Here is a 23,509-nt window from a genome sequence, read left to right on the forward strand (position 1 = left end):
TCCGATGGAGCCTTCCCATGTCTAGCGACGCATTGCCGCTGCTGAGCATCCGCGGGGTCGGCAAGACCTACGCGCAGCCGGTGCTGGCGGAGATCGACCTGCAATTGTTCGGCGGCGAGGTGCTGGCCCTGACCGGCGAGAACGGTGCCGGCAAGAGCACCTTGTCGAAGATCGTCGGCGGCCTGGAACGTCCCGGCGCCGGCAGCCTGGAGCTCCTCGGCCGGCCTTACGCCCCCGCTAGCCGCCGCGAGGCCGAGGCGCTGGGCGTGCGCATGGTGATGCAGGAACTGAACCTGCTGCCGACCCTGTCGGTGGCGGAGAACCTGTTCCTCCACGACCTGCCCCGGCGCGCCGGCTGGATCGACCGTCGGCGCCTGCGCGCGGCGGCCCGCGAGGCGATGGCCCAGGTCGGCCTGGAGGCGATCGATCCCGACACGCTGGTCGGCGACCTCGGCATCGGCCACCAGCAGATGGTCGAGATCGCCCGCAACCTGATCGGCGACTGCCGCTTGCTGATCCTCGACGAACCCACGGCGATGCTTACCGCGCGCGAAGTGGACATGCTCTTCGAGCAGGTCGAGCGGCTGCGCGAACGCGGCGTGGCGATCGTCTACATCTCCCATCGCCTGGAAGAGCTGGCGCGGATTTCGCAGCGCATCGCGGTGTTGCGCGATGGCCGCCTGGTCTGCGTCGAGCCGATCGAGCGCTACGACGCCGACCAACTGGTGACCCTGATGGTCGGCCGCGAACTGGGCGAGCGCTTCGACCTGGGCCCACGGCAGACCGGTGCGCCGCTGCTGCGGGTGGAGCGGCTGAGCCGGCGCGGCAAGGTGCATGAGGTGTCGTTCGAGGTGCGCGCGGGGGAGATCTTCGGCATTTCCGGACTGATCGGCTCCGGGCGCACCGAATTGTTGCGCCTGATCTACGGCGCCGACCGCGCCGACGGTGGGCAGGTCCTGCTCGGCGATCCGCCGCAGCGCCTGAGCCTGCGTTCGCCGGCCGACTCGGTGCGCCAGGGGGTGGCGCTGATCACCGAGGACCGCAAGGGCGAGGGCCTGCTGCTGGACCAGTCGATCAGCGCCAACCTGGCCCTGGGCAACCTGCCGGCGCTGGCGCGCCACGGGGTGATCGACCGGCGCCGCGAGGAAGCCCTGGCGCGGCGCCAGGTGGAGGCGCTGCGGGTGCGCTGCGCGGACACCGCGCAGGCGGTGGGCGAACTGTCCGGCGGCAACCAGCAGAAGGTGGTGATCGGCCGCTGGCTGGAGCGCGACTGCCAGGTGCTGCTGTTCGACGAGCCGACCCGTGGCATCGATGTCGGCGCGAAGTTCGATATCTATGCCTTGCTCGCCGAGTTGACCCGCCGGGGCAAGGCGCTGGTGGTGGTGTCCAGCGACCTGCGCGAGCTGATGCTGATCTGCGATCGCATCGGCGTGCTCTCGGCGGGACGTATGGTGGACACCTTCGAGCGCGACGCCTGGACCCAGGACGCGCTGCTGGCGGCGGCCTTCGCCGGTTACAAGAAACGCGACGCGCTGCTGGCGACGTCGTGAACACGCAACGCAAGGAACCAGAAATGAGCGACCCGACGTCTTCCGCTACCGCCGCCGCAGCGCCAACCCTGCGACGCGGCAACTATTTCGGCCTGGGCACCTACCTCGGCCTGGCCGGCGCGCTGCTGGCGATGATCGCGCTGTTCTCGGCGCTGAGCAGCCACTTCCTCAGCTATGGCACCTTCCTCGCCATCGCCAACCAGATCCCCGACCTGGTGGTGCTGGCGGTGGGCATGACCTTCATTCTGATCGTCGGCGGCATCGATCTCTCGGTAGGTTCGGTGCTGGCCCTGGCGGCCTCGGCGGTAAGCCTGGCGACGCTCGGCTGGGGCTGGGGCGTGCTGCCGGCGGCGATGCTCGGGATGGCCTGCGCGACCCTGGCCGGCTGCGTCACCGGTTCGATCACGGTGGCCTGGCGGATTCCCTCGTTCATCGTGTCCCTCGGGGTGCTGGAGATGGCCCGTGGGCTGGCCTACCAGATGACCGACTCGCGCACGGCCTATATCGGCGACGCCTATGCCTGGCTGTCCAATCCGCTGGCGTTCGGCATTTCGCCGGCCTTCGTGATCGCCCTGCTGGTGATGTTCGCCGCCCAGGCGGTGCTCACCCGCACGGTGTTCGGCCGCTACCTGATCGGCATCGGCACCAACGAAGAAGCGGTGCGATTGGCCGGTGTGAACCCGAAACCCTATAAGATTGCAGTATTCGCCCTGATGGGGCTGCTCGCCGGGTTGGCCGCGCTGTTCCAGATCTCGCGTCTGGAAGCGGCCGATCCCAACGCCGGGGTCGGCCTGGAACTCCAGGTCATCGCCGCGGTGGTGATCGGCGGCACCAGCCTGATGGGCGGGCGAGGTTCGGTGGTCAGCACCTTCTTCGGCGTGCTGATCATTTCCGTATTGGCGGCGGGGCTGGCGCAGATCGGTGCGTCGGAGCCGACCAAACGAATCATTACCGGGGCGGTGATCGTGGTAGCGGTGGTGCTGGATACCTATCGCAGCCATCGCGCCCGCAGACAGGGCTGAACGATGGCGACAATGAAGGACGTGGCGGCGATGGCGGGGGTTTCCTTCACCACCGTATCGCATGTGGTGAACAGGACGCGGCCGGTCAGCGACGCGGTGCGCAAGAAGGTCGAGGACGCCATCGCGCAGCTGCACTACGTGCCCAGCGCGGTGGCGCGCTCGCTGAAGGTGCGCACCACCTCGATCATCGGCCTGCTGGTGCCGAACAGTACCAACCCGTATTTCGCCGAGCTGTCGCGCGGCATCGAGGATTGCTGCGAGCGCAACGGCTACTGCGTGATCCTCTGCAATTCCGACGACAACCCGCAGAAGCAGGCCAACTACCTGCGCGTGCTCCAGGAGAAACGCATCGACGGCCTGGTCCTGGCGTCCGCCGGCGGCGACGGCGCGCTGGCCAAGGGACTGGCGAACATGCGCACGCCGACCGTGATCGTCGACCGCGAGGTGGAAGGCGTGGAAGCCGACCGGGTGCAGATCGACCATGAGATGGGCGCCTACCTGGCGACCCGCCACCTGCTCGAACTGGGCCATCGCGACATCGCCTGCATCGGCGGGCCGCTGTCGACCAAGGTCTCGACGCTGCGGGTCGAGGGCTACCGGCGGGCGATGGCCAAGGCCGGCCTGGAGGTGCGCCCGCAGTGGCTGCTGGAAAGCGAGTTCAGCAGCCCCGGCGGCTACCACGCGGCGCTCGGCCTGCTGGGCGGCGAGGGCGAGCGACCGACGGCGATCGTCGCCGGCAACGACATGATCGGCATCGGCGTGCTGCGCGCCGCGGCCGAGCTGAATATCAGGGTGCCGCACGAACTGTCGGTGATCGGCTTCGACGATATCGAGCTGAGCCGCTTCGTGTTTCCCGCCTTGACCACCGTGGGCCAGTCGATCCGCCTGCTTGGCGAGATCGCCGCGCAACTGCTGCTGCAACGCATCGCCGAGCGCGAGGAGCCGATGCAGCGGCGGGTGGTGGCGCCGGCGCTGGTCCTGCGCGAATCCACCGCGCCGCCGCTGGTGCGGGTCTGAACCGGGCGCCGGGGGCGCCCTCGCTAGAGAGAGGCTGGAACAAGGACGCAACGATGCAAGCGAAAGTACTGGTGGTGGGCAGCCTGAACATGGACCTGGTAGTGCGCGCGCCGCGCCTGCCACGGGGCGGCGAGACCCTCGCCGGGCAGTCCTTCATCACCGTTCCCGGCGGCAAGGGAGCCAACCAGGCGGTCGCCGCGGCGCGTCTCGGCGCTGGGGTGGCGATGATCGGCTGCCTTGGCGACGATGCCTACGGCGACCAGCTGTACCGCGCGCTGCAGGCCGAGGGCATCGACTGCCAGGGCGTCGAGCGGGTGGCCGGGGAGTCCAGCGGGGTGGCGCTGATCGTGGTCGACGACAGCAGCCAGAACGCCATCGTCATCGTCGCCGGCGGCAACGGCCACCTGTCGCCGGCCGTGCTGGCGCGCCACGAACACTTGCTGGAGCAGGCGCAGGTGGTGGTCTGCCAGCTGGAAAGCCCGCTGGAGACGGTTGGCCATGTGCTGCGCCGGGCCCATGCGCTGGGCAAGACGGTGATCCTCAACCCGGCGCCGGCCACCCGCGACGTGCCGGCGGAGTGGCTGCCGCTGGTGGACTACCTGGTCCCCAACGAGACCGAAAGCGAACTGCTCTGCCGCCTGCCGGTGGACTCCCTGGAGAGCGCCGGGCGTGCCGCCGAGCGCCTGCGCGAAATGGGCGCCGGCAGGGTGATCGTCACCCTCGGCGCACAGGGCGCCCTGCTGGTGGGCGAGGGGCGGGTCGAGCATTTCCCGGTGGCGCGGGTCAAGGCGCTGGATACCACGGCGGCCGGGGACACCTTCGTCGGCGGCTTCGCCGCGGCCCTTGCGCGCGGCCTCGACGAGGCGGCGGCGATCCGTTTCGGCCAGGCCGCCGCGGCGATCTCGGTGACCCGCCTCGGCGCGCAGACCTCGATCCCCTCGCGCGAGGAAGTCGAGCGGGCGCTCGCTGGCGAGGCTTGAGAGGGACGGTGCCGTTGCTACCGGCGGATAACGCCTGCGGCGTTATCCGCCCTGCGCAGCTAGGCGAGGATCGCTCCCAGGCTCACGCATCCCTTCGAGGGGTAGGGCATGCCCAGGCTCGAACGGTGGCCCCTCAGAAGTAGTAGGGGAATTTCACGCCGAAGGTAAAGTCCGGCGCGTCCGGAGTGATGCCGATGGACAGGCTGGGCACGATGCTGAACCTGTTGCTCACCGCATAGGTCATGCCCAGGCCGAAGTAGCCGGCGTTGGCGTCGCTGCCGCTGACGGTCTGCCAGCTCTGGCCGTCCTGCTTGACCTTGCTCTTCTGGCTGATCAGCTCTGAGAAGGAGAACGACATGCTCATCTTCTCGTTCAGCGCGAAGGCCACGCCGACGCCGAGTTGGAACCAGTTGCCGAGCTTGACCTTGCCGCCGGTCTTCACGCCTTGCTGCGGGTTGATGTCGTCGAACGACTCTTCGAAGTTGTAGGTATACGACAGGCTGCCGAACAGCACCGCCGGGTCCACCGTCTTCACCAGCGAGATGCCCGGGGTGATCGACCAGACGCCGTTGCCGGTGGGCAGGTCGTCGGGCACGTTGAGGTTGTTGTTGCCCGGTACCTGCTTCAGCTTGATGCCGTAGGGATCCTTGCCGGTGGGCGCCTTGACCCGCAGGCTGACCACCGCGTCCGGGGTGCTCTCGCTTTCGTCGAGGAACTTGTAGGCGACGCCGAAGCTGACGTCGCCCAGGCGTGGGTCGCCGGTCACCGATTTCTCGGTGATCTGCGAGGTCGAGCCGCCGGCGCCGGCGGACTGGTAGGTCGATTCGCGATAGACCACCGGGGCGTTGATATCCACCTGCCAGCGCTGGTTCCAGTTGTAGCGGCCGGTCAGGTCGAGGGTCCAGATGTCGGCATCGATCTGGTCCACGCCGATGTTGCCGAGGAAGATCGAGTCCAGCGCCAGGAAGCCGTTGAGGAACAACTGGCGGGTGTCGTAGTGGCTGTAGGTGAGGCCGGTCTCCAGGCTGAAGGTGCCGCCGCCGAAGAAGCCGCTGGCGTCCTGGTAGATGTTTTCCACGCTGGGCGCGGGCGCGCCATCGTCCTTGAGGCTGGCGCCGTAGGTGCCGGCGACCGCGTTGGCGTCGTTGCGCGCCTGCGCCGGCGGCTGGATCGACTTGACCAGGCGTTGCGGCTGCGGCGCCTGGGGTTGCGCCTCGACCTGGCGCACGCGCTGTTCGAGGACCATCAGGGCGTTCTGCTGGGCCTCGTAGCGTTGGCGCAGCTCCAGGAGTTCCTTCTTCAGCGCCTCGACCTCGGACTCCGTCGCGGCCTGCGCCAGGAACGGGGAAACCAGGGTGGTGGCGCAGAGGACAGCTCGCAGCGAGAGTGTCTGGGTCATGTTTGCCGTTCCGTTTTTATGGCCTTCCGATAGCACAGTGATTTCAGACTAGATCAACTTTCAGTAGCCGCTGGGGCGCAGCGCGCGCAATTGCTCCCAGGCGCAATTCAGTGCCGGATCGGCGCCCGGCCGGTCCTTGAGCATCACCTCGAGCGCCGCCAGGTTCTGCACCAGGTTGCGGTTTCCGCTGAGCGCCACGCTCTGCACCAGGCCGCCGGCGCCGAGGCTTTGCAGGCTGGCGCCCTGGCCGCTGGCCTGGATCGCCAGTTGCAGGGCGCCGCCGTTCGGCGTGACCTTCACCGTCCCGGCCTCGCCGCTGAGGGCGAGCGCACCTTCCAGCGGCGTGCCGCCCGGCAGTGGCGGCGCCTCGCCGTGGCGGACCTCGATGCTGACGCCATTGCTGGCGCTGTTGTGGTCGCCGGCGGTGCGGATGCTCTGGCTGACCCCCTGGGTCTGCGCCAGTCCGGCGCCGCCGAGGACTTGGCCGTTGCCGGCGGCGGGTGGTGGGGCGTCGCCTGGCCGATCGACCAGGGTGACGTTGAGGACCGGGCGCGCCAGGTTCTGCCGCACCTGCAGGTCGACGCGCGCGCCGAGGACCTGGCCGCTGGCGTTCTGCCAGGTGCTGCTCATGGTCACTCCGAAGCTGACGATCCGCCCCGGCAGCACATAGCGCCCGCGCAGGTGGGAAAGCTCCTGGTCGCTCAGTTCGGCGGGGGCGAACAGGTCGCTGGCGGGGGCGGGCAGCGCAGCGCCGAGGCAGCAGGCGAGGACGAAGCAGTGGTGCGTGTACATGGCGTGCTCCCGGAGCATCCGGCTCCTGCGATCAGAAGAAATCGCTCTGGATGAAGCCGAATTCCATCAGTTCGGCGTCCCTGACCGGTTTGAAGCGGTCCAGGCGATTGCGCGCGGTCAGCGGCTCGGGCGGCGTCAGCAGCGGATTGCCGCGGTCGTATCCCTGGCCGATCACGGCGAAGACGATGCCGTTCCAGCCCTTGGCGAACTCTGTCAGCGCGTAGCGTTTGTGCCCCAGCGCCGGGTCACCCACGTACACGTACTCGCCCTGGGTGCGTTGCAGGACGACGAAGTGCTTGTAGCCGCGGATTTCCATCAGCACGATGGCGGGGATCTTCAGTTGTTCCAGTTGCGCCGCCTCGATCCGGTAGCCGCGCGCGCGCATGCCCATGGATTCGACGTAGCGCTTCATGTCGAGCATGGAGAAGCCCTGGGTGCGGACGATCTCCGGGTCGGCGTGGGCGAGCATGCCCTGGATCACCGCCTGCTCGTCGAGCGGGGCGCCGTAGGCCTTCTCCAGGATGGTCGCGAGGGCCGCGGCGCCGCAGCTGAAATCGGTCTTCTGCTCGACCAGGTCGGCGAAGCGCCGCTCGCGGATGCTCTGCACCTGCTTGTAGACCAGGCCGCCGCCGGGCAGGGCGGGAAAGCCGAGGGTCGCCGCCTGGGCGGTGAGGTCGACGAGCAGCAGCAGGGAAAGGATGAGCGTGCGCATGGCCGGTTCCTGTGTCGGGTGGAAAAGGGTTCCGGCTGGCGCCGGAACCTCTGGGCCAGGATCAGAAGCCAAGGCTCTCGCCACCGGCCGGGCAGCTGCTGCAACCGGCGGCGATGGACAGGGAGTTGCTCTGCTGGTTGCCGCCACCGGCGGCGATGTTCACCCCGACGTTGCCCGAGACGTTCTGCAACGAGTTGCTCAGGCTGGCGTTGTTGGTGACCGGGGTCTTGAAGCCGACGATCGCCGGGATGAAGCCGGACACCGTACCTTTCAGGTCGACGTCGCCCTTTTCCTTGAAGGCGAACGCGCCGCCGTCGTGGTTCAGGTCCTTGGCGCCCTGGGCCTGGCTGTCCACGTCGATGTGGCCGGTATTGCTGCCGCCCGGATGGGTCTGGCCCTCCCAGGTGTCGAGGTAGACGTCGCCGATCTGGTCGGAGGTGCCCTTGTAGCTGCCGTCGGCGTTCAGCTTCAGCGACACGTAGGTGCCGCCATAGGCGTAGTTGGCGCTGTTGACGGTGGTGTTGCCGGTGGAGGTCTGCGATGCGGCGCTACCGGCAGTGCTGTACTGGCCGTTGGAGACGGCGGCGGCCAGGTCGTTCTTCTGCTGGTTGAAGTTGCCGGCGGCGACGTTGACGCCCAGGTTGCCCGAGACGTTGTTGGCCGAGTTGCTCAGCGATGCGGTGTTGGGGTTGGAGTAGTTGTTCAGCGTATTGCCGTAGCCGCTCTGCAGCACGCTGGTGCTGGCGGTCGCGGTGCCGAACACGAAGCTGGCGTCGGCGCTGGCCAGCGCGGCGGCGTTGGCCTGCTGGTTGTTGTCGCCGGCGGCGACGTTGACCCCGACGTTGCCCGAGGCATCCTTGATCGAGCCGCTCACCGAGGCATTGTTCAGCGTGCCGAAGTTGCTGACCTTGTTGTTGTAGTTCTGCTGCGTATCCACCACCAGGGCCGTGGCTCCGCCCTTGTTGTTCGACTGCGGGTTGGGTTTCGGCGGGTGCCAGCCACCTTCGTTTCCGGCGTAGGCCGATACCGACAGCACTGCAGCCATTGCCAGGGCCAGCGGGGTCAGGACCATAGTCGCTTTCATGGCGTTTCTCCTTGCATTTCTGTGCTTAGTGTTGGGCTTGTGTTGGCTTGGCAGAGTCATTCCATGACCCTGACGCTGAGGGTGTTCATCGACTGATTGCCCACCCCAGCGCTCTGGTTCACCTGCACCACGCCGCTGCTCCCGGCGAAGGCGCGATCGTCCGTCGAGACGCTGCGTCCTCCCGGGACCGGAGTGGCCGAACCGGAGACTTTGGTCAGCGCCACGCTTTGCGCGAGAACGCTGTCATCCAGGCTTTCCGGGCCGTTGCTGACGCTCAGCCGGAAGGCGTTGATCTGTTGGTTGCCGAGGCCGGCGCCCTGGTTGACGCCGAGGATGCCGCTGCCGCGCAGCGCCGCCCCCGAGATGCTGGCGCTGGCTGCGATCGGCTGGCTGGCGTCGAGTTGCAGATGCTGGCGCTGGTCGCTGCCGACGAGGGCCGCGGAGCCTACCGCGACGACACGAACGTTGCTCTGTTGCTGGGCGTCGCCGGCGGCCTGGTTGAGGGCGAAGTTGCCGCGGTAGGTGCCGCTGGCATCGATGCTGGCGCGATTGCGTGAGGCCAGCGGGTCGGCCTGGAGCGACGCGATACAGGCGAAGGCGAGGAGGAGGGCGGACAGGCGCTTCATTGACCACCCCCGAGCATCTGCAGCGGTGCCAGGCCCTGCTTGAGGCTGCCGTTGATCTGCCCGGCGAGGCCTGCGCCGGCGCCGCCTCCCGCGCCGTGGGTGGTGCCGAGGTTGCCGACGGCCTGGACCGTCGCCGGCTGGCTGGCGAAACCCGGCAGGGCGCTTCCGGTGAGAATCATGCTGCGAATCCCGGAACCGCTGGTCACGATGGCGAAGTCGGCATCGCCCAGTTCGCGGCTCACGGTATTGCCGCTGGCCGCCCCGTTGGCGAGGGCGTTGACCTCGGCGGAGACGTTGGTGTCGACGACGGTGGGATGTGGGTCGGGCACCATGCTCGGACGGTAGGCGACCCGTGGCTGGACCTGGCGCTGGACGACGATCGTACCGTCCGCCGCATGCGCGGGGAGGCTCACCGGCACGGAGCCGACGATGACCAGCAGCGCTGGAACGACGATGCGTAGCGAACTCCCCGACATGATGGCGCTTCCTTCGTTGGCGCTGAGCCCTAATCAGCGTTGGCAGGGAGCGAGCATGGGGCGTGCCGGTTTTGCGTTTTCCTTGTCCATCAAGGGCTTGGAGGTGAGCGCCGGGGGAACCTGGCGGACAGTGTTGCATCCGTGCAACAGCAGGCCCGCCGACCATGGGGTCAAGCCTGCCGGGGAAGCGCCCGGAGCTGTTTCAGCGCCGAGACAGCTTTCCGCGGCGCCGTCGCGAAACGCTCTGCGCCAAGGGCCGGACTGTGCTGGCGGTGTATCGCTGGCGTGACAGGGCCGGCCCGTCAGCCGTCCCGGAGCAGTCCTTGCACTGCGGCGAAAGCCTGGCGCCGGCGCTCGGCCCAGTCGCCGGCGATGGCGCGGTAGGGCTGCCGATGGCGCTCCAGCCAGGCATGGCATTCGCGATGGAATGCCTGGCGCTGCGCCAGTTCCGGCTGGCAGCGCTGGCCGTCGGCGCTCCAGGCTACGCCTTCCGGCGAGAGCAGCAGGTGCAGGTCGTAGCGCCGCCGCAGCAGGGCGGGTTCGAGCCAGTCCGGGCAGGCGCCGAAGAGAATCCGGCTCCAGAGGATGTTGCTCAGCAGGTGGGTATCGAGGATCAGCAGCGCCGGCCGTTCTGCGCGAGCGGCGTCCTCCCAGGCCAGTTGCCCGCGGGCGATGGCGGGGATGTCGGCGTAGCAGGTGTCGCGGCGCTGTTCGTCGATGAAGTGGCGGACGTACTCGCCGACCACCCGGCCGCCGAAGCGGGCCTGGAGCTGCTCCGCAAGCCAGCTCTTGCCGCTGGATTCGGGCCCGGTGAGTACCAGCACCTTCATGCGGCGACGCCCTCGCGCAATGCCGGGTCGCGGCGCCAGGTCCGCCAGCCGTGGATCGCCAGCAGGGTGAAGAGGGCGTAGAGGGCGGCGGTCAGGTACAGCGCCTTGCTGGCGAAGAGCGCCACGAACAGCACGTCCACGGCGATCCACAGGGCCCAGCATTCCAGGCGCTTCTGCGCCATCCAGCATTGCGCCACCAGGCTGAAGGCGGTCAATCCGGCGTCCCACCAGGGACTGGCGGCATCGGTGTGGTTGGCCATCAGGTAACCGAGCGCGACGCTGCCGACCAGGCCCGCACCGAGCCCGTAGAGGCGCTGCGCGGCGTTCAGGCGGCTCACCGAGCGGCCGTCGTGGTCCTGCCCGCCGCGGGTCCACTGCCACCAGCCATAGAGCTGTAGCGCCGCGTAGACCATTTGCAGGAGCATGTCCGAATAAAGCTTCACCTCGAAGAATATCCAGGCATAGAGCGCCACCATCACCAGGCCGATAGGCCAGCACCAGGGGTTCTGGCGGACGGTCAGGTAGACGGCGATGGCGCCGAGCGAAGCGGCGAAGAGTTCAAGGGGTGACACGGAAGGCCCTCATGCGACGAGGACGCATTGTAGCGAATGTATCCGGCGCTTCGCGAAGACCAGGGCGGAGGGGACGGGCGCGGACAGATTTGTTCAGACGCCGGCTGGCAAGAATTCCAAGATTCCTGGCCGGCCGCTCTGGTAGCATGCCCGCCGGTTTCGACTTCGGCAGTGGGGGAACTGGTCGGGTTCTTCGGAGTCGTAAGGCCTTCATAAAAGACGGCGAGTGTATCGCCGAGAACAACGAAAGCTCGTTCGGGACAGTAGTAGAAGGGGGAGAAACATGGAGTGGTGGACTGCTTTCCAGGCGTTCATCCTGGGCGTCGTGGAGGGGCTGACCGAGTTCCTGCCGATTTCCAGCACCGGGCACCAGATCATCGTCGCCGACCTCATCGGCTTCGGCGGCGAACGCGCCAAGGCGTTCAACATCATCATCCAACTGGCGGCGATCCTCGCTGTCGTCTGGGAATTTCGGGGAAAGATCTTTCAAGTCGTCCGTGACCTGCCGAGCCAGCGCCAGGCCCAGCGTTTCACCGCCAACCTGCTGATCGCGTTCTTCCCGGCGGTAGTCCTCGGCGTCCTGTTCGCCGACCTGATCCACGAGTGGCTGTTCAATCCGATCACCGTCGCCCTGGCGCTGGTGGTGGGCGGGGTGGTCATGCTCTGGGCCGAGCGCCGGAAGCATGTGATCCGCGCCGAACACGTCGACGACATGACCTGGAAGGACGCCCTGAAGATCGGCTGTGCCCAGTGCCTGGCGATGATCCCCGGCACCTCGCGGTCCGGCGCGACCATCATCGGCGGCCTGCTGTTCGGCCTTTCGCGCAAGGCGGCCACCGAGTTCTCGTTCTTCCTGGCGATGCCGACCATGGTCGGCGCGGCGGTCTATTCCGGATACGTGTACCGCGACCTGTTCCGCCCCGAGGACCTGCCGGTGTTCGCCGTCGGCTTCGTCACCTCGTTCGTCTTCGCCATGCTGGCGGTGCGTGCCTTGCTGAAGTTCATCGGCAACCACAGCTACGCGGCTTTCGCCTGGTATCGGATCGCCTTCGGCCTGCTGATCCTGGCGACCTGGCAATTCCACCTGATCGACTGGAGCACCGCCGGCGAGGTGTGAGGCCCGGGAACAGGCAAGAGGCGCGGCGCGAGCCGCGCCTTTTTTCGTCTGGCCGCCGCGGGTGGCTAGAATGCAGCGCGAAACGGGTAGCGAGCGAGTGGATGTGGATATGGAAAAGCCGGGCATGATCAGCCGCTGGTATGACGACAAGGGCTTCGGCTTCATCCTGCCGAAGACCGGCGGGGAAGAAGTCTTCCTGCATATCTCCGCGTTCCGCGGCGACCGCCGTCCCCGCCAGGGCGACCAGGTGTGGTTTCTCGCCAGCCAGGATGCCCAGGGCCGCCTGCGCGCCGAGAGGGCGCGGCTGGACGCGCTGACCATCGATCCGCCGACTGTCCGCCGTGGCGCCCAGGCGCCGGTGACGCGGGCCCAGGCGCGGCCGGCGCCGACTCCGCCGAGCGCGTTGCAGCGCCCGTTGGCGAAGCTGCTGGTCCTGCTGATCCTCTGCGTGCTGCCGGCCGCTGGCGCCTGGCGGATGTACCTGGACGGACAGGCCCTCTGGCCGCTGCTGGCCTATCCGCTGGCCAGCCTGCTCGCATTCGCCCTCTACTGGCGGGACAAGCGCAGCGCCGCACGCGGCGACTGGCGTACCCCGGAGGTCCGCCTGCACCTGTTCGAGCTGCTCGGCGGTTGGCCTGGCGCGCTGGTCGCGCAGCAGGTATTCCGCCACAAGACCCGCAAGCTCTCGTTCCAACTGGTGTTCTGGGGCATCGTCCTGCTGCACCAGTCGTTCTGGCTCGACAGCCTGCTCGGCGGGCGCCTGTCCGCCGCGCTGTTGCAGGGGATCGGCTGAACGGCGCGGCTCACTCGCGGGCGCGGCGGTAGGCCGGGCCGGTCTCGCCCGAGGGGCGTTGCAGGGCTTCCACGAGAAAGTCGATCAAGGCACGGATCGCCGGAATCTGGCTGCTGCGCGGCAGGTAGGCGGCCTGCATGGTGCTTTTCGGCAAGGTCCACTGCGGCAGGATGCGCACCAGGCTGCCATCGGCCAGTTCCCTGTCGCAGTAGCCTTCGGGCAGCAGGGTGACGCCGAGGCCGGCCACGGCGGCTTTCTTGCGCAGGACGAAGTCGTCGACGCCCAGGCGCGGTTCGCGTTCCAACTGGTAGCGGCTGCCATCCGGCCCGATCAGGGTCGCGTGGACCTTGCGGTCGTTATGAATAGCGCCGAGGAAGGGCAGGTCTTCGAGGTCTTTCGGATGTTCCAGGCGACGCCCGGCGATCAGCGACGGGGCGGCGAGGATCTGCGTGGTCGCCGGAGCCAGGCGCCGGCAGACCAGCGCAGGGTCCTCGTCGCCGAGTTCGCGCACGCGCAGTGCCACGTCCACCCCCTCGTTGAGCAGGTCGACCCGGCGGTTGGTCAGGAGGATTTCCAGCTGGACCTGCGGGTGTCGTTCGAGAAACCGCGGCAACAGGTCGGCCAGGTTGCTCGAAGCCATGGCCACCGGTGCGGAAAGGCGCAGCCGGCCACGCGGCTCGACGCTCAGCTCGGCGATCACCTGTTCGGCCATCTCCGCTTCCAGCAGCAGGTTGCGGCAGTGCTGCAGGTAGCGTTCGCCGACCTCCGTGAGCGCCAGCTTGCGTGTCGTGCGGTGCAGCAGGCGCACCTGAAGGCGCTCCTCCAGCTCGGCGATGCGCCGCGACAGGCGCGACTTGGGAATCCCCGTCTCGCGTCCGGCCGCGGCGAAGCCGCCGCATTCCACCACCTTGGCGAAGTAGTAGAGGTCGTTGAGGTCGTGGGGCATGCAGGCGCTCCGCTGGGGGAAAAACAGATTGTCCTATGTGTGGGACGAATAGTCATGTTTCTACCGACTAATCGTCGATTGGCCTTGCCGGTAGGATGCAAACCACTCGATCGCCACACTGCGATCCCCCACTTTCAGGAGCGAGACATGAAACTTTTGCATATCGATTCCAGCATCCTCGGCGACGCCTCCGCTTCCCGCCAACTGAGCGCCGAGCTGGTCCAGGCCTGGCGGCAGAACGAAGACGGGCTTGACGTCACCTACCGCGACCTGGCCGCCGACGCGGTGGCGCATTTCTCCGCCCTGACCCTGGCCGCCGGCAGCACCCCGGCGGAGCTGCGCGATGCCGCGCTGAAGCATGAAGTCGCGGTGGGTGAAGAAGTGCTGGAAGAGTTCCTCGCCGCCGACGTCGTGGTAATCGGCGCGCCGATGTACAACTTCACCATCTCCAGCCAGCTCAAGGCCTGGATCGATCGCATCGCGGTCGCCGGCAAGACCTTCCGCTACACCGAGAACGGCCCGGTTGGCCTGGCCGGCGACAAGAAAGTGGTGATCGTCTCCACCGCCGGTGGCGTGCATGCCGGCCAGCCGACCGGCGCGGCCCACGAAGGCTACCTGCGCACCGTGCTGGGTTTCTTCGGCATCACCGATATCGAAGTGGTTCGCGCCGAAGGCCTGGCCTATGGCGAGGAGCCCCGCGCCCAGGCCATCGCCGCCGCCCGCCGGCAGATCGCCGGGCAGTTCGCCGCGGCCTGATCCCCGCGTCATCGGAAAACCCCGCTTCGGCGGGGTTTTCGCGTTGTGCGCAGCGGCGCGCTGCGTGTAGATTGGCCGGACAATTACAAGCACAAGGAACCGGCCTGTGAGCGCGTGTTACTGCCGCAACTGCGGCGCCCGAGCGACCCGTCTCGTCGAGAACGGCATCTGCGAAGCCTGCAAGCGGCGCTCGGACATCAATCCGAAGAACGTCCTGATCGCCGCCGCCCTGATCGTCTACATCGGGGTGAACGTGGCTGCCTACATCAAGGACCACCCGCCCCGCGAGCTGACCGCCGAACAGCGCGAGAAGATCGCCGAGGGCCAGCGCCTGGCGACCCGCGCGGCGATGATGGCCGGCTACGTCGACTGAGTCGCGCTCCCCATAGGCCCTGCGCGTCCATGCCGGAATGAAAAAGCCCCGCGGATGCGGGGCTTTTGCGTTGCGCGACGGGGACTCAGACGATCACGCCCTGGCTGCGCAGGTAGTCGTCATAGCTGCCGCTGAAGTCGGTCACGCCGTTCTCGCCCAGCTCGATGATGCGGGTAGCCAGCGAGGAAACGAATTCGCGGTCGTGGCTGACGAAGATCAGCGTGCCCGGATAGTTGTCCAGCGCCAGGTTCAGCGCCTCGATGGACTCCATGTCCAGGTGGTTGGTCGGCTCGTCCATCACCAGCACGTTGGGGCGCTTGAGGATCAGCCGGCCGAACAGCATGCGGCCCTGCTCGCCGCCGGAGATCACTTTCACCGACTTCTTGATCTCGTCGTTGGAGAACAGCATGCGGCCGAGGGTGCCGCGCACCAGTTGTTCGCCGCCCTGGGTCCACTGGGCCATCCAGTCGAACAGGCTCATGTCGTCGGCGAAGTCGTCGGCATGGTCCTGGGCGAAATAGCCGACGTCGGCGCTGTCGGTCCATTTCACCTCGCCGCCGTCCACCGGCAGGTCGCCGACCAGGCAGCGCAACAGGGTGGTCTTGCCGATGCCGTTGGGGCCGATGATGGCGACGCGCTCGCCGGCCTCGACCTGCAGGCTCAGGCCCTTGAACAGCGGCTTGCCGTCATAGCCCTTGCTGATGTTTTCCACGGTCACCGCCTGGCGGTGCAGCTTCTTGTATTGCTCGAAGCGGATGAACGGGCTGACCCGGCTGGACGGCTTGACCTCTTCCAACTGGATCTTGTCGATCTGCCGGGCGCGGCTGGTGGCCTGCTTGGCCTTGGAGGCGTTGGCCGAGAAGCGGCTGACGAAGGATTGCAGCTCGGCGATCTGCGCCTTCTTCTTGGCGTTGTCCGACAGCAGGCGCTCGCGGGCCTGTTCGGCGGCGGTCATGTACTCGTCGTAGTTGCCCGGGAACAGGCGCAGCTCGCCGTAGTCCAGGTCGGCCATGTGGGTGCAGACGCTGTTCAGGAAGTGGCGATCGTGGGAAATGATGATCATGGTGCTGTTGCGCGCGGTGAGCACGCCTTCCAGCCAGCGGATGGTGTTGATGTCCAGGTGGTTGGTCGGTTCGTCGAGCAGCAGCACGTCCGGGTCCGAGAACAGCGCCTGGGCCAGCAGTACGCGCAGCTTCCAGCCGGGAGCGACGGCGCTCATCGGGCCGAAGTGCTGCTCCAGCGGGATGCCCAGGCCGAGCAGCAGCTCGCCGGCGCGGGACTCGGCGGTGTAGCCGTCGAACTCGGCGAACTGGACTTCCAGCTCGGCCACCGCCATGCCATCTGCCTCGCTCATTTCCGGCAGGGAGTAGATGCGGTCGCGTTCGGCCTTCACCGCCCAGAGTTCCTCGTGGCCCATGATCACCGTATCGATGACGCTGAAGTCCTCGTAGGCGAACTGGTCCTGGCGCAGCTTGCCCAGGCGCACGTTGGGTTCCAGCATGACCTGGCCGGCGCTCGGCTCCAGGTCGTTGCCGAGGATCTTCATGAAGGTCGACTTGCCGCAACCGTTGGCGCCGATCAGGCCGTAGCGGTTGCCGTTGCCGAACTTGACGGAAACGTTCTCGAACAGCGGCTTGGCGCCGAACTGCATGGTGATATTCGCGGTGGAGATCAACTTCTTTACCTATAGAGGACTTACGCACGCCTGGACCATGGCGATACCGGTCTGCTGCCGGTCTCGGCTTTCCGCTGCGCTCCATCTGGAGCATGGGGCGATCCTGCGGGCATTCGTGGAGTGCCGCAGCCAGCGTCATGACGTGGCTGTAGCGCGATGAAGGCGGGGTGTGATGCCTGGCATTCGGCGAATTGTCTCACAGGTCCGCCTGCCGTTGCATGACAGCGTACGCCGAAGCGGTTTTTCCCGCTGCCCGGCAGGTGGTAGAGTCCCGTCTTCCGCTCATCCGCAAAGGACTCCCCGATGAAGCCCGCTGTTCTCCCCGCGTTGTTGGTTCTGTCGCTGCTGGGCGGTTGCGGGGATTCATCGTCGGACGGAAAGGCCGCTTCCGGGCCGCTGGCGTTGCACTGCGGAGACTTCGGCAAACTCGAGGTGATCGACGGTTTCGCCAGTCTAAAGCTGCCCGACGGCAGCAGCGTCCAGTCGCTGGGCGGCGATGTCCGCAGCCTCGCCGATGGCCAGGCGCTGAGCGCGATTTCCTATAGCGACGGTTCGGTCCTGTACCGCCAGGCGGGCGACACGCCCGGCTACCTGTACACGCCGGCCAAAGGCCAGCGGCAGGCCTGCGAGACGCGCTGAACGATCCCGCCGGAGGGAATGCCCATGCCCGGTGCCGCCGATATTGTCCGTCATCACGACAGCGACCCGCTGGAAAATCCCTGGGTCGACGGCCAGCCGCCAAGCGCGGCGAGCAACGGGTGGCGGACTACAACCGGTGCAAGGAGCCGCTGATCCGCGCCATCTACGCGCGGGTTTTCGCGGCCGCCGGGTTGATCTGAGCCACGCAGGCGCAGGCCGGCTGTCGCATCGCTCGTCGAGCCGCTAGAATCCCGCTCCCCATTCCCCGCAAGGCCCGCCAGCATGCCGCATCTCGTCATCGAAGCCACTGCCAACCTCCGCCTCGAAACGTCCCCCGGCGAACTGCTGGAGCAGGCCAATGCCGCGCTGTTCGCTTCCGGGCAATTCGGCGAGGCGGACATCAAGTCGCGCTTCGTCACCCTGGAGGCCTACCGGCAGGGAACCGCAGCGGTCGAGCGCGCCTACCTGCATGCCTGCCTGTCGATCCTCGACGGGCGCGACGCGGCGACCCGCCAGGCGCTGGGCGAGGTGCTCGGCGAGGTGCTCGCCGGAGCGGTGGCGGGCGGCGGCGAGGAGGGCGTGCAGGTCAGCGTCGAAGTGCGCGAGATGGAGCGCGCCAGCTACGCCAAGCGCGTCGTCGCCCGGCAGCGCTGAGAGACTGGCGCGCGCCTGGCTCAGATCCAGGCGTTCAGCGTCGCGCCGGCCTGCGTCGGGTCCTCTTGCCGTCCCGGCGCCTGGCCGTTCTGCATGGCGATCATCTCGCGCATGCGTTCGCCGATGCCTTTCTCCACCTGTTCGCGTTTCTCCGGCGGCATCGCGTCCAGTTCCTCCTCGGTCAGGCCGAGGCTCTTCAGGACCTGCTCGCGCATCCGCTCGGCGGGCGATTTCTGCATGTACTCCTTGAACTCGTCATAGGCCGACTTGCCTTCGCTGGCGCCGGCAGTGGCATTCGCCTGGTTCTGCTTCAGCGTCAGGTTCAGCTTCGCGAAACCCTCGTCCAGGGCCTGGCGGGCGGACTCCGTGGCGGGATCGGCGGCCTCGTTGCGCAATGGCGTGCCAAGGGCGGGGCGCGGTTTCAGCAGATCGCCGTTGCCGATCTCGGTGTTGGCTTGCCGCTGGTTGTTCAGGTAACGCGCAGACCAGCCGGAAAGGCTGGCGGGACCTATGCTGTTCATGACCTGCCTCCATGGAAATGAATGACCGCCGCTCCGTCGCAAGGGCCGTGCCAGGTCGCCGAACCCCGCGCCAGAGGGCTCGGCGCATGGCGCAGGGCGGGGCGGAGGCAAGCGCTTGCCGCGAACGGCAACGGCGTTCCGCGGTTAGAATGCCCGGCTTGTGCAGCAGGTTGCGAAGAGAGCCATGATCGACACTCCCGACGATCGAACCGGAGAGGCCTCCGGTCTGTCGAAGCGCCAGGCATTCCATCGGCAGCACCGGCAACGGGCGGAGGAAGAGGCGCGGCGCCTGCTCGACGCCCGCGCCGAACAGGGCGGCCGCTGGCTGGACTGGGTCGCGGGCCAGCTCTACCTCCTGCGTCCGCCGGAATACGCGGCCATGGTGCGTCGCGAACTGCAGCGCCTGAGCGGCGACTGAAGCTGGCGAATTTGTCAGCGCGGATTGCAGTTTCGCCAGGAAACCCATGCCACTGGTAAGGTGGCGATCCCAGAAGATCAGAGGAGGCGGTATGCCTTTGAAGCAGTTTTCCAGTGCACTCGTTCTCGCGGCCCTGCTCGCCGGTTGCAGCAGCAACGGCGACAGCCCGTCCACCGAAGGCGCCAGCGTAGCCACCGGCAGCGCCAGCGCGCCCGCGGCCACCCCGGCAGCGGACGGCCGTTGCGATGCCAATGCGGTGCAGGCCTATGTCGGCAAGCAGGCTTCCGCGGCCATCGTCGAGGAGGCCCGCCGCGCCGCCGGAGCGGAAGTCGCCCGGGCGCTGCGCCCGCACGATGCGGTGACCATGGACTACAACCCGCGCCGGCTGAACATCGATGTCGACGACACGCTGGTGATCAAGCGCCTGTCCTGCGGCTGACCGCCCAGCCCCGCATCGCGGGGCTTTCTCTTGGCCGTTCGACGAGGCCTCAGATGGCGGTACTGCGTAGGGCGGCGTTGGACTGGCTGACGGCGGTTTGCGGTTTTTCCTCGAGAATTGCCTGACGCTTGGCCTGGTATTCCTCGAACGACAGGCTGCGCCGGGCCAGGTCCTCCAGCGCCAGTTGCCTGACCTCGTCGCTGCTGTACGGGCGAGAGGGGTTGTAGTCGCTGGCGCAGCCGGCGAGGGCGAGGGAGAACAACAGTACGCTGATGAGTGCCTTGGCCATGACCGGCTCCTGGATTCGCTTTCCTGGGGGAATGGTCGAAAGGCTAACAACCGCGCCGCTGCGCTAGAAATCATCCTGCTCGATAGTGCTTATTCGTTCGGCTGAACGCGGGAAGAAGCGCTGCCGGCGGCGCCAGCCGGGCCGTGGGGTGGACGACGCGATTGGCGCCGCCCGCCGGCATGTCCCGCGCTCGGCCGGGAGAACAAGCGGCAGGCCGCTGGGGCCTGCTCAGGCGGCGACTTGCGCAGGCTTGCCCAGCAGGCGGTCGACCAGGCTGCAGGCGGCGAGAGTGGCGACCGAGGGGATCAACCAGGCCAGGCCCTGTTCGGCCAGCGGCAGGTGCAGCAGCCATTGCGGGAAGTCCTGGCCCAGGCCCGCCGCCTTCAGGGCATCGAGCACGCCGAACGCCAGGGAAACCAGCATCACCGGGGCGAGGATGCGCGTCGCCGAATGCCAGAGGCCGATGCAGAAGCTCAGCGCCACCAGCACGATGCACGGCGGATAGATCGCGGTGAGCACCGGGATCGAGACCTGGATCAGCTTGGTCAGGCCGAGGTTGGAAACGATGAAGGAGAACCCTGCCAGGATGATCACCAGGCTGCGGTAGGACAGCGGCAGGCGCTGGCAGAAGTACTCGGCGCAGGCGCAGGTCAGGCCGACCGCGGTGACCAGGCAGGCCAGCGCGATAAGTCCCGCCAGGAACGAGCTGCCGAGGCTGCCGAAGGTATGTTGCACGTAGGCATGCAGGACCGCCGCGCCGTTGCTGGCGTCGGCGGCGATGGCATGGCTGCCGGCGCCGAGCCGGAACAGGCTGACGTAGACCAGCACTAGGCCGACACCGGCGATCAGCCCGGCGACGATGGCATAGCGGGTGATCAGCCGCGGCGACTGCACGCCGCGGGAACGGATGGCGTTGACGATGACGATGCCGAAGACCAGCGCGGCGAGGGTGTCCATGGTCAGGTAGCCGTTGACGAAACCCTGGGAGAACGCGGCCTGGGTGTACTCCGGCTGGGCCGTGCCGATCGGGCCGGCGGGCCAGAGGAAGGCAGCGACGCCGAGAATCGCCAGGGCGAGGATCTTCAGCGGGGCGAGGAAGCGTCCGACGGTGTCCAGCAGGCGACCGGGGTAGAGGGAGATGGCCAGGGCGAGGAGGAAGTACGCCAGGCTGTAGACGAACAGCGCCGTGCCGCTCTCGCCGAGCAGCGGCACCACGCCGACCTCGAAGGACACCGTGGCGGTGCGCGGAATGGCGAACAGCGGGCCGACCGCCAGGTAGCAGACCGCCGCCAGCAGGCCGCCGGCATACCTGCCGATCGGATGGCTGAGGGCGTCGACCGAACCGCCGACCTTGGCCAGGGCGATCACGGTGATCACCGGCAGCCCCACCGCGGTGATCAGGAAGCCCAGCGCCGCCAGCCACACATGGGGGCCGGACTGCAAGCCGACGATGGGCGGGAAGATGATGTTGCCGGCCCCGACGAACAGGGCAAAGGTCATAAAACCAAGCGCCAGGATGTCCCGGCCTTTCAAAGCGTTCATGCTGGAGAGGTACCGCGCTGCTCGAGGAAATTCACAGAAGGGTTTCCCGGGGGGTAGGGGAAACGGCACTCATCTGGATGGGACGAGCAGGGGAGGCGGCCGCCGTCCTTGTGGGAACCGGGCCGTAAGCTTGGCATGCTAACGAAAATGCCGTGGTCGCGGGATAGACATTGGTCTGGCTGTCCTTTTGTTGAAAAACGACGTCGCAATCAGAACAGTCCGTAGGCACCGGCGCCGGAGCGCTCCGCATTCCTTGCCGCTTGCTGTCTTCCGCCTGCGTCGGCGGCGCCATACGGGGGTATGACGGCGAACCCGGAAAACGCCCGGAAAGCTTCCCGCGAACTTTTTGAAATCCGGCTGAAAGCCCCGGAATACAAGGGCTGCGGCGCTTCCGAAGGGTTACGTTTTCTGTAGGTATTCTTCACGAAAGATTGACGGATCGCCGAGCAGACTGCCGCCGTCGTCGAGTGCTGCCAGGGGCAACGCTGCGCACGGCAACCCGTAAGTCAGTGAAGATCCGTGCCCATGTCGAAAGCCCGCGCCGTCCGTCCCGAACTGCTGACCCTGCTGGTCAGCCTCGCCTTCCTGCTGTTCTACAACCTGCCGCTGTGGCAACGCCTGCTGGCGATCACCCCGGGGGGCTGGCAGGGCCTCGGCATGATGCTGGCGGTCGGCCTGATGATCGCCGCGATCTTCAACCTGGCGCTGACCCTGCTGGCGTTCCGCTGGCTGCTCAAGCCGGCGCTGACCCTGCTGATCCTGGCGGCCGCCGGTACCACCTACTTCATGACCCAGTACGGCGTGCTGATGGACGTCGGCATGCTGCGCAACGTCATGCAGACCAACCCGGCCGAGGTCGCCGACCTGCTTTCGCCGAAGCTCGCCGTCTACCTGGTGTTGCTTGGTGCGCTGCCGGTCTGGCTGCTGTGGCGCACCCCGGTGCGCTACCGGCCGTGGCCACGCGAGCTGCTGAGCAAGCTGCTGGTGGCGCTCGCCTGCCTGGCCCTGCTCGCCGGGGTGGCGCTGGCCAATTACCAGGGGCTGTCCTCGCTGTTCCGCAACAACAAGGAACTGCGCCTGCAGGTCACCCCGAGCAACCTGGTCGGCGCCGCCATCGGCTACGCCAAGGGCCAGGCCCAGGCCGCCAGCCAGCCGCTGCGGCCGATCGCCGTCGATGCCCGGCGCGCCGCCCTGTGGCAGGGCCATGCGCGCAAGTCGCTGACCGTGCTGGTGGTGGGCGAGAGCGCGCGGGCACAGAACTTCGGCCTCAACGGCTACGCTCGCGAGACCAACCCGCGGCTGAAGGCCGAGGAGGGCCTGATCAACTTCTCCAACGTGCACTCCTGCGGTACCGAGACCGCGGTGTCGGTGCCCTGCATGTTCTCCAACCTGGGCCGCGCGGACTACAGCGACGCTCGCGCGCGCACCCAGGAAGGCCTTCTCGATGTGTTGCAGCGCGCAGGCCTGCGGGTCCTGTGGCGGGACAACCAGTCCGGCTGCAAGGGCACCTGCGACCGCGTCGCCTTCCAGGACCTGAGCGAGAGCAAGGATCCGGCCCTGTGCGCCGGCGGCGAGTGCCATGACGAGATCCTCCTGCGCGACTTGCAGGCCTTCATCGACGGGCTGCAACAGGACACCGTGCTGGTCCTGCACCAGATGGGCAGCCACGGCCCGGCCTACTTCAAGCGCTATCCCAGGGAGTACGAGAAGTTCACCCCGGTCTGCGCCAGCAACGACTTCAGCGCCTGCTCGCGGGACAGCATCATCAACGGCTACGACAACACCCTGCTGTACACCGACCACGTGCTGGCCAGCCTGATCGACCTGCTGCGCAAGAACGAAGAGCGCATCGATACCGGCATGCTCTACCTCTCCGACCATGGCGAGTCGCTCGGCGAGTACAACCTCTACCTGCATGGCACGCCTTACCTGCTGGCGCCGGACCAGCAGAAGCACGTCGGCATGCTGGCCTGGTTCTCGCCCGGCTACCAGAGCGCCTTCGGCCTCGACAGTAGCTGCCTGCGCCAGCGCAGCAACGAGGAGCTGTCCCAGGACAACCTGTTCCACTCGATGCTCGGCCTGCTAGAAGTGCGCACCGGCGCTTACGATCCCGGCCTCGACCTGTTCGCCCCGTGCCGTGCGCCGGAGGTCCTGCAGGCGCTCAAGGCCGACGGCGGACGGGCGCTGTACTCCGAGGAAGCGTCTGGCCAGGAGCCGCCGGCTTCCTGATACGACTCGGCGAAAGGACTATTTCCTTCGCCTCGCGGAAGGGTAAGGTTCAGCCTCG

The 23,509-nt window shown here is 67.5% G+C and carries 26 protein-coding genes; 13 read left to right on the forward strand and 13 right to left on the reverse strand.

Going from position 1 to position 23,509, the window contains the following annotated elements; all coding sequences use genetic code 11:
- The first annotated feature begins 17 nt into the window (after positions 1-17).
- Genes LJF27_RS29195 through rbsK form a run of 4 tightly spaced genes read left to right on the forward strand, consistent with a single transcriptional unit; the run spans position 18 to position 4,569 of the window.
- Positions 18-1,550, forward strand: a complete 1,533-nt coding sequence (locus tag LJF27_RS29195; RefSeq protein ID WP_003119159.1) for a sugar ABC transporter ATP-binding protein — start codon at positions 18-20, stop codon at positions 1,548-1,550.
- Between the two features lie 23 nt (positions 1,551-1,573).
- On the forward strand, positions 1,574-2,572 hold the full coding sequence (locus tag LJF27_RS29200; RefSeq protein ID WP_003088303.1) for an ABC transporter permease: 999 nt from the start codon (positions 1,574-1,576) through the stop codon (positions 2,570-2,572).
- Positions 2,573-2,575: 3 nt separating this feature from the next.
- The gene (locus LJF27_RS29205) at positions 2,576-3,589 is read left to right on the forward strand and encodes a LacI family DNA-binding transcriptional regulator (protein WP_003119158.1); all 1,014 of its coding nucleotides are present in this window, start codon (positions 2,576-2,578) and stop codon (positions 3,587-3,589) included.
- Between the two features lie 53 nt (positions 3,590-3,642).
- The gene (gene rbsK / locus LJF27_RS29210) at positions 3,643-4,569 is read left to right on the forward strand and encodes a ribokinase (protein ID WP_019371866.1); all 927 of its coding nucleotides are present in this window, start codon (positions 3,643-3,645) and stop codon (positions 4,567-4,569) included.
- Between the two features lie 133 nt (positions 4,570-4,702).
- Here the strand turns inward: rbsK and LJF27_RS29215 are convergent, their stop codons facing one another.
- From LJF27_RS29215 to pnuC, 8 genes are all read right to left on the reverse strand, one after another.
- A complete protein-coding gene (locus LJF27_RS29215) occupies positions 4,703-5,968 on the reverse strand; it encodes a transporter (RefSeq protein WP_003088309.1) in 1,266 nt (421 codons plus the stop codon).
- A 60-nt stretch (positions 5,969-6,028) separates the two neighbouring features.
- The gene (locus tag LJF27_RS29220; RefSeq protein WP_023116601.1) at positions 6,029-6,778 is read right to left on the reverse strand and encodes a hypothetical protein; all 750 of its coding nucleotides are present in this window, start codon (positions 6,776-6,778) and stop codon (positions 6,029-6,031) included.
- Between the two features lie 13 nt (positions 6,779-6,791).
- Positions 6,792-7,472, reverse strand: a complete 681-nt coding sequence (locus LJF27_RS29225; RefSeq protein ID WP_003117395.1) for a C39 family peptidase — start codon at positions 7,470-7,472, stop codon at positions 6,792-6,794.
- A gap of 61 nt (positions 7,473-7,533) precedes the next feature.
- Complete coding sequence (locus tag LJF27_RS29230) at positions 7,534-8,556, reverse strand: hypothetical protein (RefSeq protein ID WP_003113480.1); 1,023 nt, start codon at positions 8,554-8,556, stop codon at positions 7,534-7,536.
- A 56-nt stretch (positions 8,557-8,612) separates the two neighbouring features.
- On the reverse strand, positions 8,613-9,182 hold the full coding sequence (locus tag LJF27_RS29235) for a hypothetical protein (RefSeq protein WP_003111321.1): 570 nt from the start codon (positions 9,180-9,182) through the stop codon (positions 8,613-8,615).
- The gene (locus LJF27_RS29240) at positions 9,179-9,658 is read right to left on the reverse strand and encodes a hypothetical protein (RefSeq protein WP_023116600.1); all 480 of its coding nucleotides are present in this window, start codon (positions 9,656-9,658) and stop codon (positions 9,179-9,181) included. The genes LJF27_RS29235 and LJF27_RS29240 overlap by 4 nt, the downstream gene beginning before the upstream one ends.
- Before the next feature lie 302 nt (positions 9,659-9,960).
- The gene (locus LJF27_RS29245; RefSeq protein WP_003117398.1) at positions 9,961-10,488 is read right to left on the reverse strand and encodes an AAA family ATPase; all 528 of its coding nucleotides are present in this window, start codon (positions 10,486-10,488) and stop codon (positions 9,961-9,963) included.
- A complete protein-coding gene (pnuC, locus tag LJF27_RS29250; RefSeq protein WP_003088324.1) occupies positions 10,485-11,060 on the reverse strand; it encodes a nicotinamide riboside transporter PnuC in 576 nt (191 codons plus the stop codon). Before pnuC ends, LJF27_RS29245 begins: the two co-directional genes overlap by 4 nt.
- Positions 11,061-11,343: 283 nt before the next feature.
- Between pnuC and LJF27_RS29255 the strand changes: the two genes are divergently transcribed.
- Together LJF27_RS29255 and LJF27_RS29260 are read left to right on the forward strand one after the other, a co-directional pair.
- On the forward strand, positions 11,344-12,177 hold the full coding sequence (locus tag LJF27_RS29255; RefSeq protein ID WP_003113476.1) for an undecaprenyl-diphosphate phosphatase: 834 nt from the start codon (positions 11,344-11,346) through the stop codon (positions 12,175-12,177).
- A 70-nt stretch (positions 12,178-12,247) separates the two neighbouring features.
- A complete protein-coding gene (locus LJF27_RS29260; RefSeq protein WP_004343273.1) occupies positions 12,248-12,970 on the forward strand; it encodes a DUF1294 domain-containing protein in 723 nt (240 codons plus the stop codon).
- A 10-nt stretch (positions 12,971-12,980) separates the two neighbouring features.
- Here LJF27_RS29260 and LJF27_RS29265 read toward each other — a convergent pair whose 3' ends face one another.
- Complete coding sequence (locus LJF27_RS29265; protein WP_023116599.1) at positions 12,981-13,916, reverse strand: LysR substrate-binding domain-containing protein; 936 nt, start codon at positions 13,914-13,916, stop codon at positions 12,981-12,983.
- Between the two features lie 147 nt (positions 13,917-14,063).
- Here LJF27_RS29265 and azoR2 point away from each other — a divergent pair, with 147 nt between their 5' ends.
- On the forward strand, positions 14,064-14,672 hold the full coding sequence (azoR2, locus tag LJF27_RS29270) for an FMN-dependent NADH-azoreductase AzoR2 (protein ID WP_003088332.1): 609 nt from the start codon (positions 14,064-14,066) through the stop codon (positions 14,670-14,672).
- A 106-nt stretch (positions 14,673-14,778) separates the two neighbouring features.
- Positions 14,779-15,045, forward strand: a complete 267-nt coding sequence (locus LJF27_RS29275) for a hypothetical protein (protein ID WP_003088334.1) — start codon at positions 14,779-14,781, stop codon at positions 15,043-15,045.
- Positions 15,046-15,130: 85 nt separating this feature from the next.
- On the opposite strand, the gene LJF27_RS29280 is transcribed toward LJF27_RS29275, so the two are convergent.
- Complete coding sequence (locus tag LJF27_RS29280) at positions 15,131-16,720, reverse strand: ABC-F family ATPase (RefSeq protein ID WP_003111315.1); 1,590 nt, start codon at positions 16,718-16,720, stop codon at positions 15,131-15,133.
- Between the two features lie 303 nt (positions 16,721-17,023).
- Here LJF27_RS29280 and LJF27_RS29285 point away from each other — a divergent pair, with 303 nt between their 5' ends.
- Both LJF27_RS29285 and LJF27_RS29290 read left to right on the forward strand, forming a co-directional pair.
- Positions 17,024-17,359 carry a hypothetical protein gene (locus LJF27_RS29285; protein WP_003119150.1) on the forward strand — a complete coding sequence of 112 codons (336 nt, stop codon included), beginning with the start codon at positions 17,024-17,026 and terminating at the stop codon, positions 17,357-17,359.
- 282 nt (positions 17,360-17,641) lie between these two features.
- Complete coding sequence (locus tag LJF27_RS29290) at positions 17,642-18,013, forward strand: 5-carboxymethyl-2-hydroxymuconate Delta-isomerase (protein WP_003139776.1); 372 nt, start codon at positions 17,642-17,644, stop codon at positions 18,011-18,013.
- Positions 18,014-18,033: 20 nt separating this feature from the next.
- Here LJF27_RS29290 and LJF27_RS29295 read toward each other — a convergent pair whose 3' ends face one another.
- The gene (locus LJF27_RS29295) at positions 18,034-18,534 is read right to left on the reverse strand and encodes a hypothetical protein (protein WP_023116598.1); all 501 of its coding nucleotides are present in this window, start codon (positions 18,532-18,534) and stop codon (positions 18,034-18,036) included.
- A gap of 184 nt (positions 18,535-18,718) precedes the next feature.
- On the opposite strand from LJF27_RS29295, the gene LJF27_RS29300 reads away from it, so the two are divergent.
- Both LJF27_RS29300 and LJF27_RS29305 read left to right on the forward strand, forming a co-directional pair.
- A complete protein-coding gene (locus tag LJF27_RS29300; RefSeq protein WP_229601896.1) occupies positions 18,719-18,952 on the forward strand; it encodes a hypothetical protein in 234 nt (77 codons plus the stop codon).
- Between the two features lie 91 nt (positions 18,953-19,043).
- On the forward strand, positions 19,044-19,391 hold the full coding sequence (locus LJF27_RS29305; protein WP_003088494.1) for an I78 family peptidase inhibitor: 348 nt from the start codon (positions 19,044-19,046) through the stop codon (positions 19,389-19,391).
- 49 nt (positions 19,392-19,440) lie between these two features.
- Here LJF27_RS29305 and LJF27_RS29310 read toward each other — a convergent pair whose 3' ends face one another.
- Together LJF27_RS29310 and brnQ are read right to left on the reverse strand one after the other, a co-directional pair.
- Positions 19,441-19,680 carry a hypothetical protein gene (locus LJF27_RS29310; RefSeq protein WP_003088496.1) on the reverse strand — a complete coding sequence of 80 codons (240 nt, stop codon included), beginning with the start codon at positions 19,678-19,680 and terminating at the stop codon, positions 19,441-19,443.
- A gap of 228 nt (positions 19,681-19,908) precedes the next feature.
- Positions 19,909-21,222 carry a branched-chain amino acid transport system II carrier protein gene (brnQ, locus tag LJF27_RS29315; RefSeq protein WP_003113469.1) on the reverse strand — a complete coding sequence of 438 codons (1,314 nt, stop codon included), beginning with the start codon at positions 21,220-21,222 and terminating at the stop codon, positions 19,909-19,911.
- A 525-nt stretch (positions 21,223-21,747) separates the two neighbouring features.
- Here brnQ and LJF27_RS29320 point away from each other — a divergent pair.
- Positions 21,748-23,451: a phosphoethanolamine transferase gene (locus LJF27_RS29320; RefSeq protein WP_004343291.1), complete on the forward strand. Its 1,704-nt coding sequence runs from the start codon at positions 21,748-21,750 to the stop codon at positions 23,449-23,451.
- Positions 23,452-23,509: the final 58 nt, after the last annotated feature.

It is taken from the genome of Pseudomonas sp. 203-8, from assembly GCF_020708595.1.
GTDB lineage: Bacteria > Pseudomonadota > Gammaproteobacteria > Pseudomonadales > Pseudomonadaceae > Pseudomonas > Pseudomonas aeruginosa.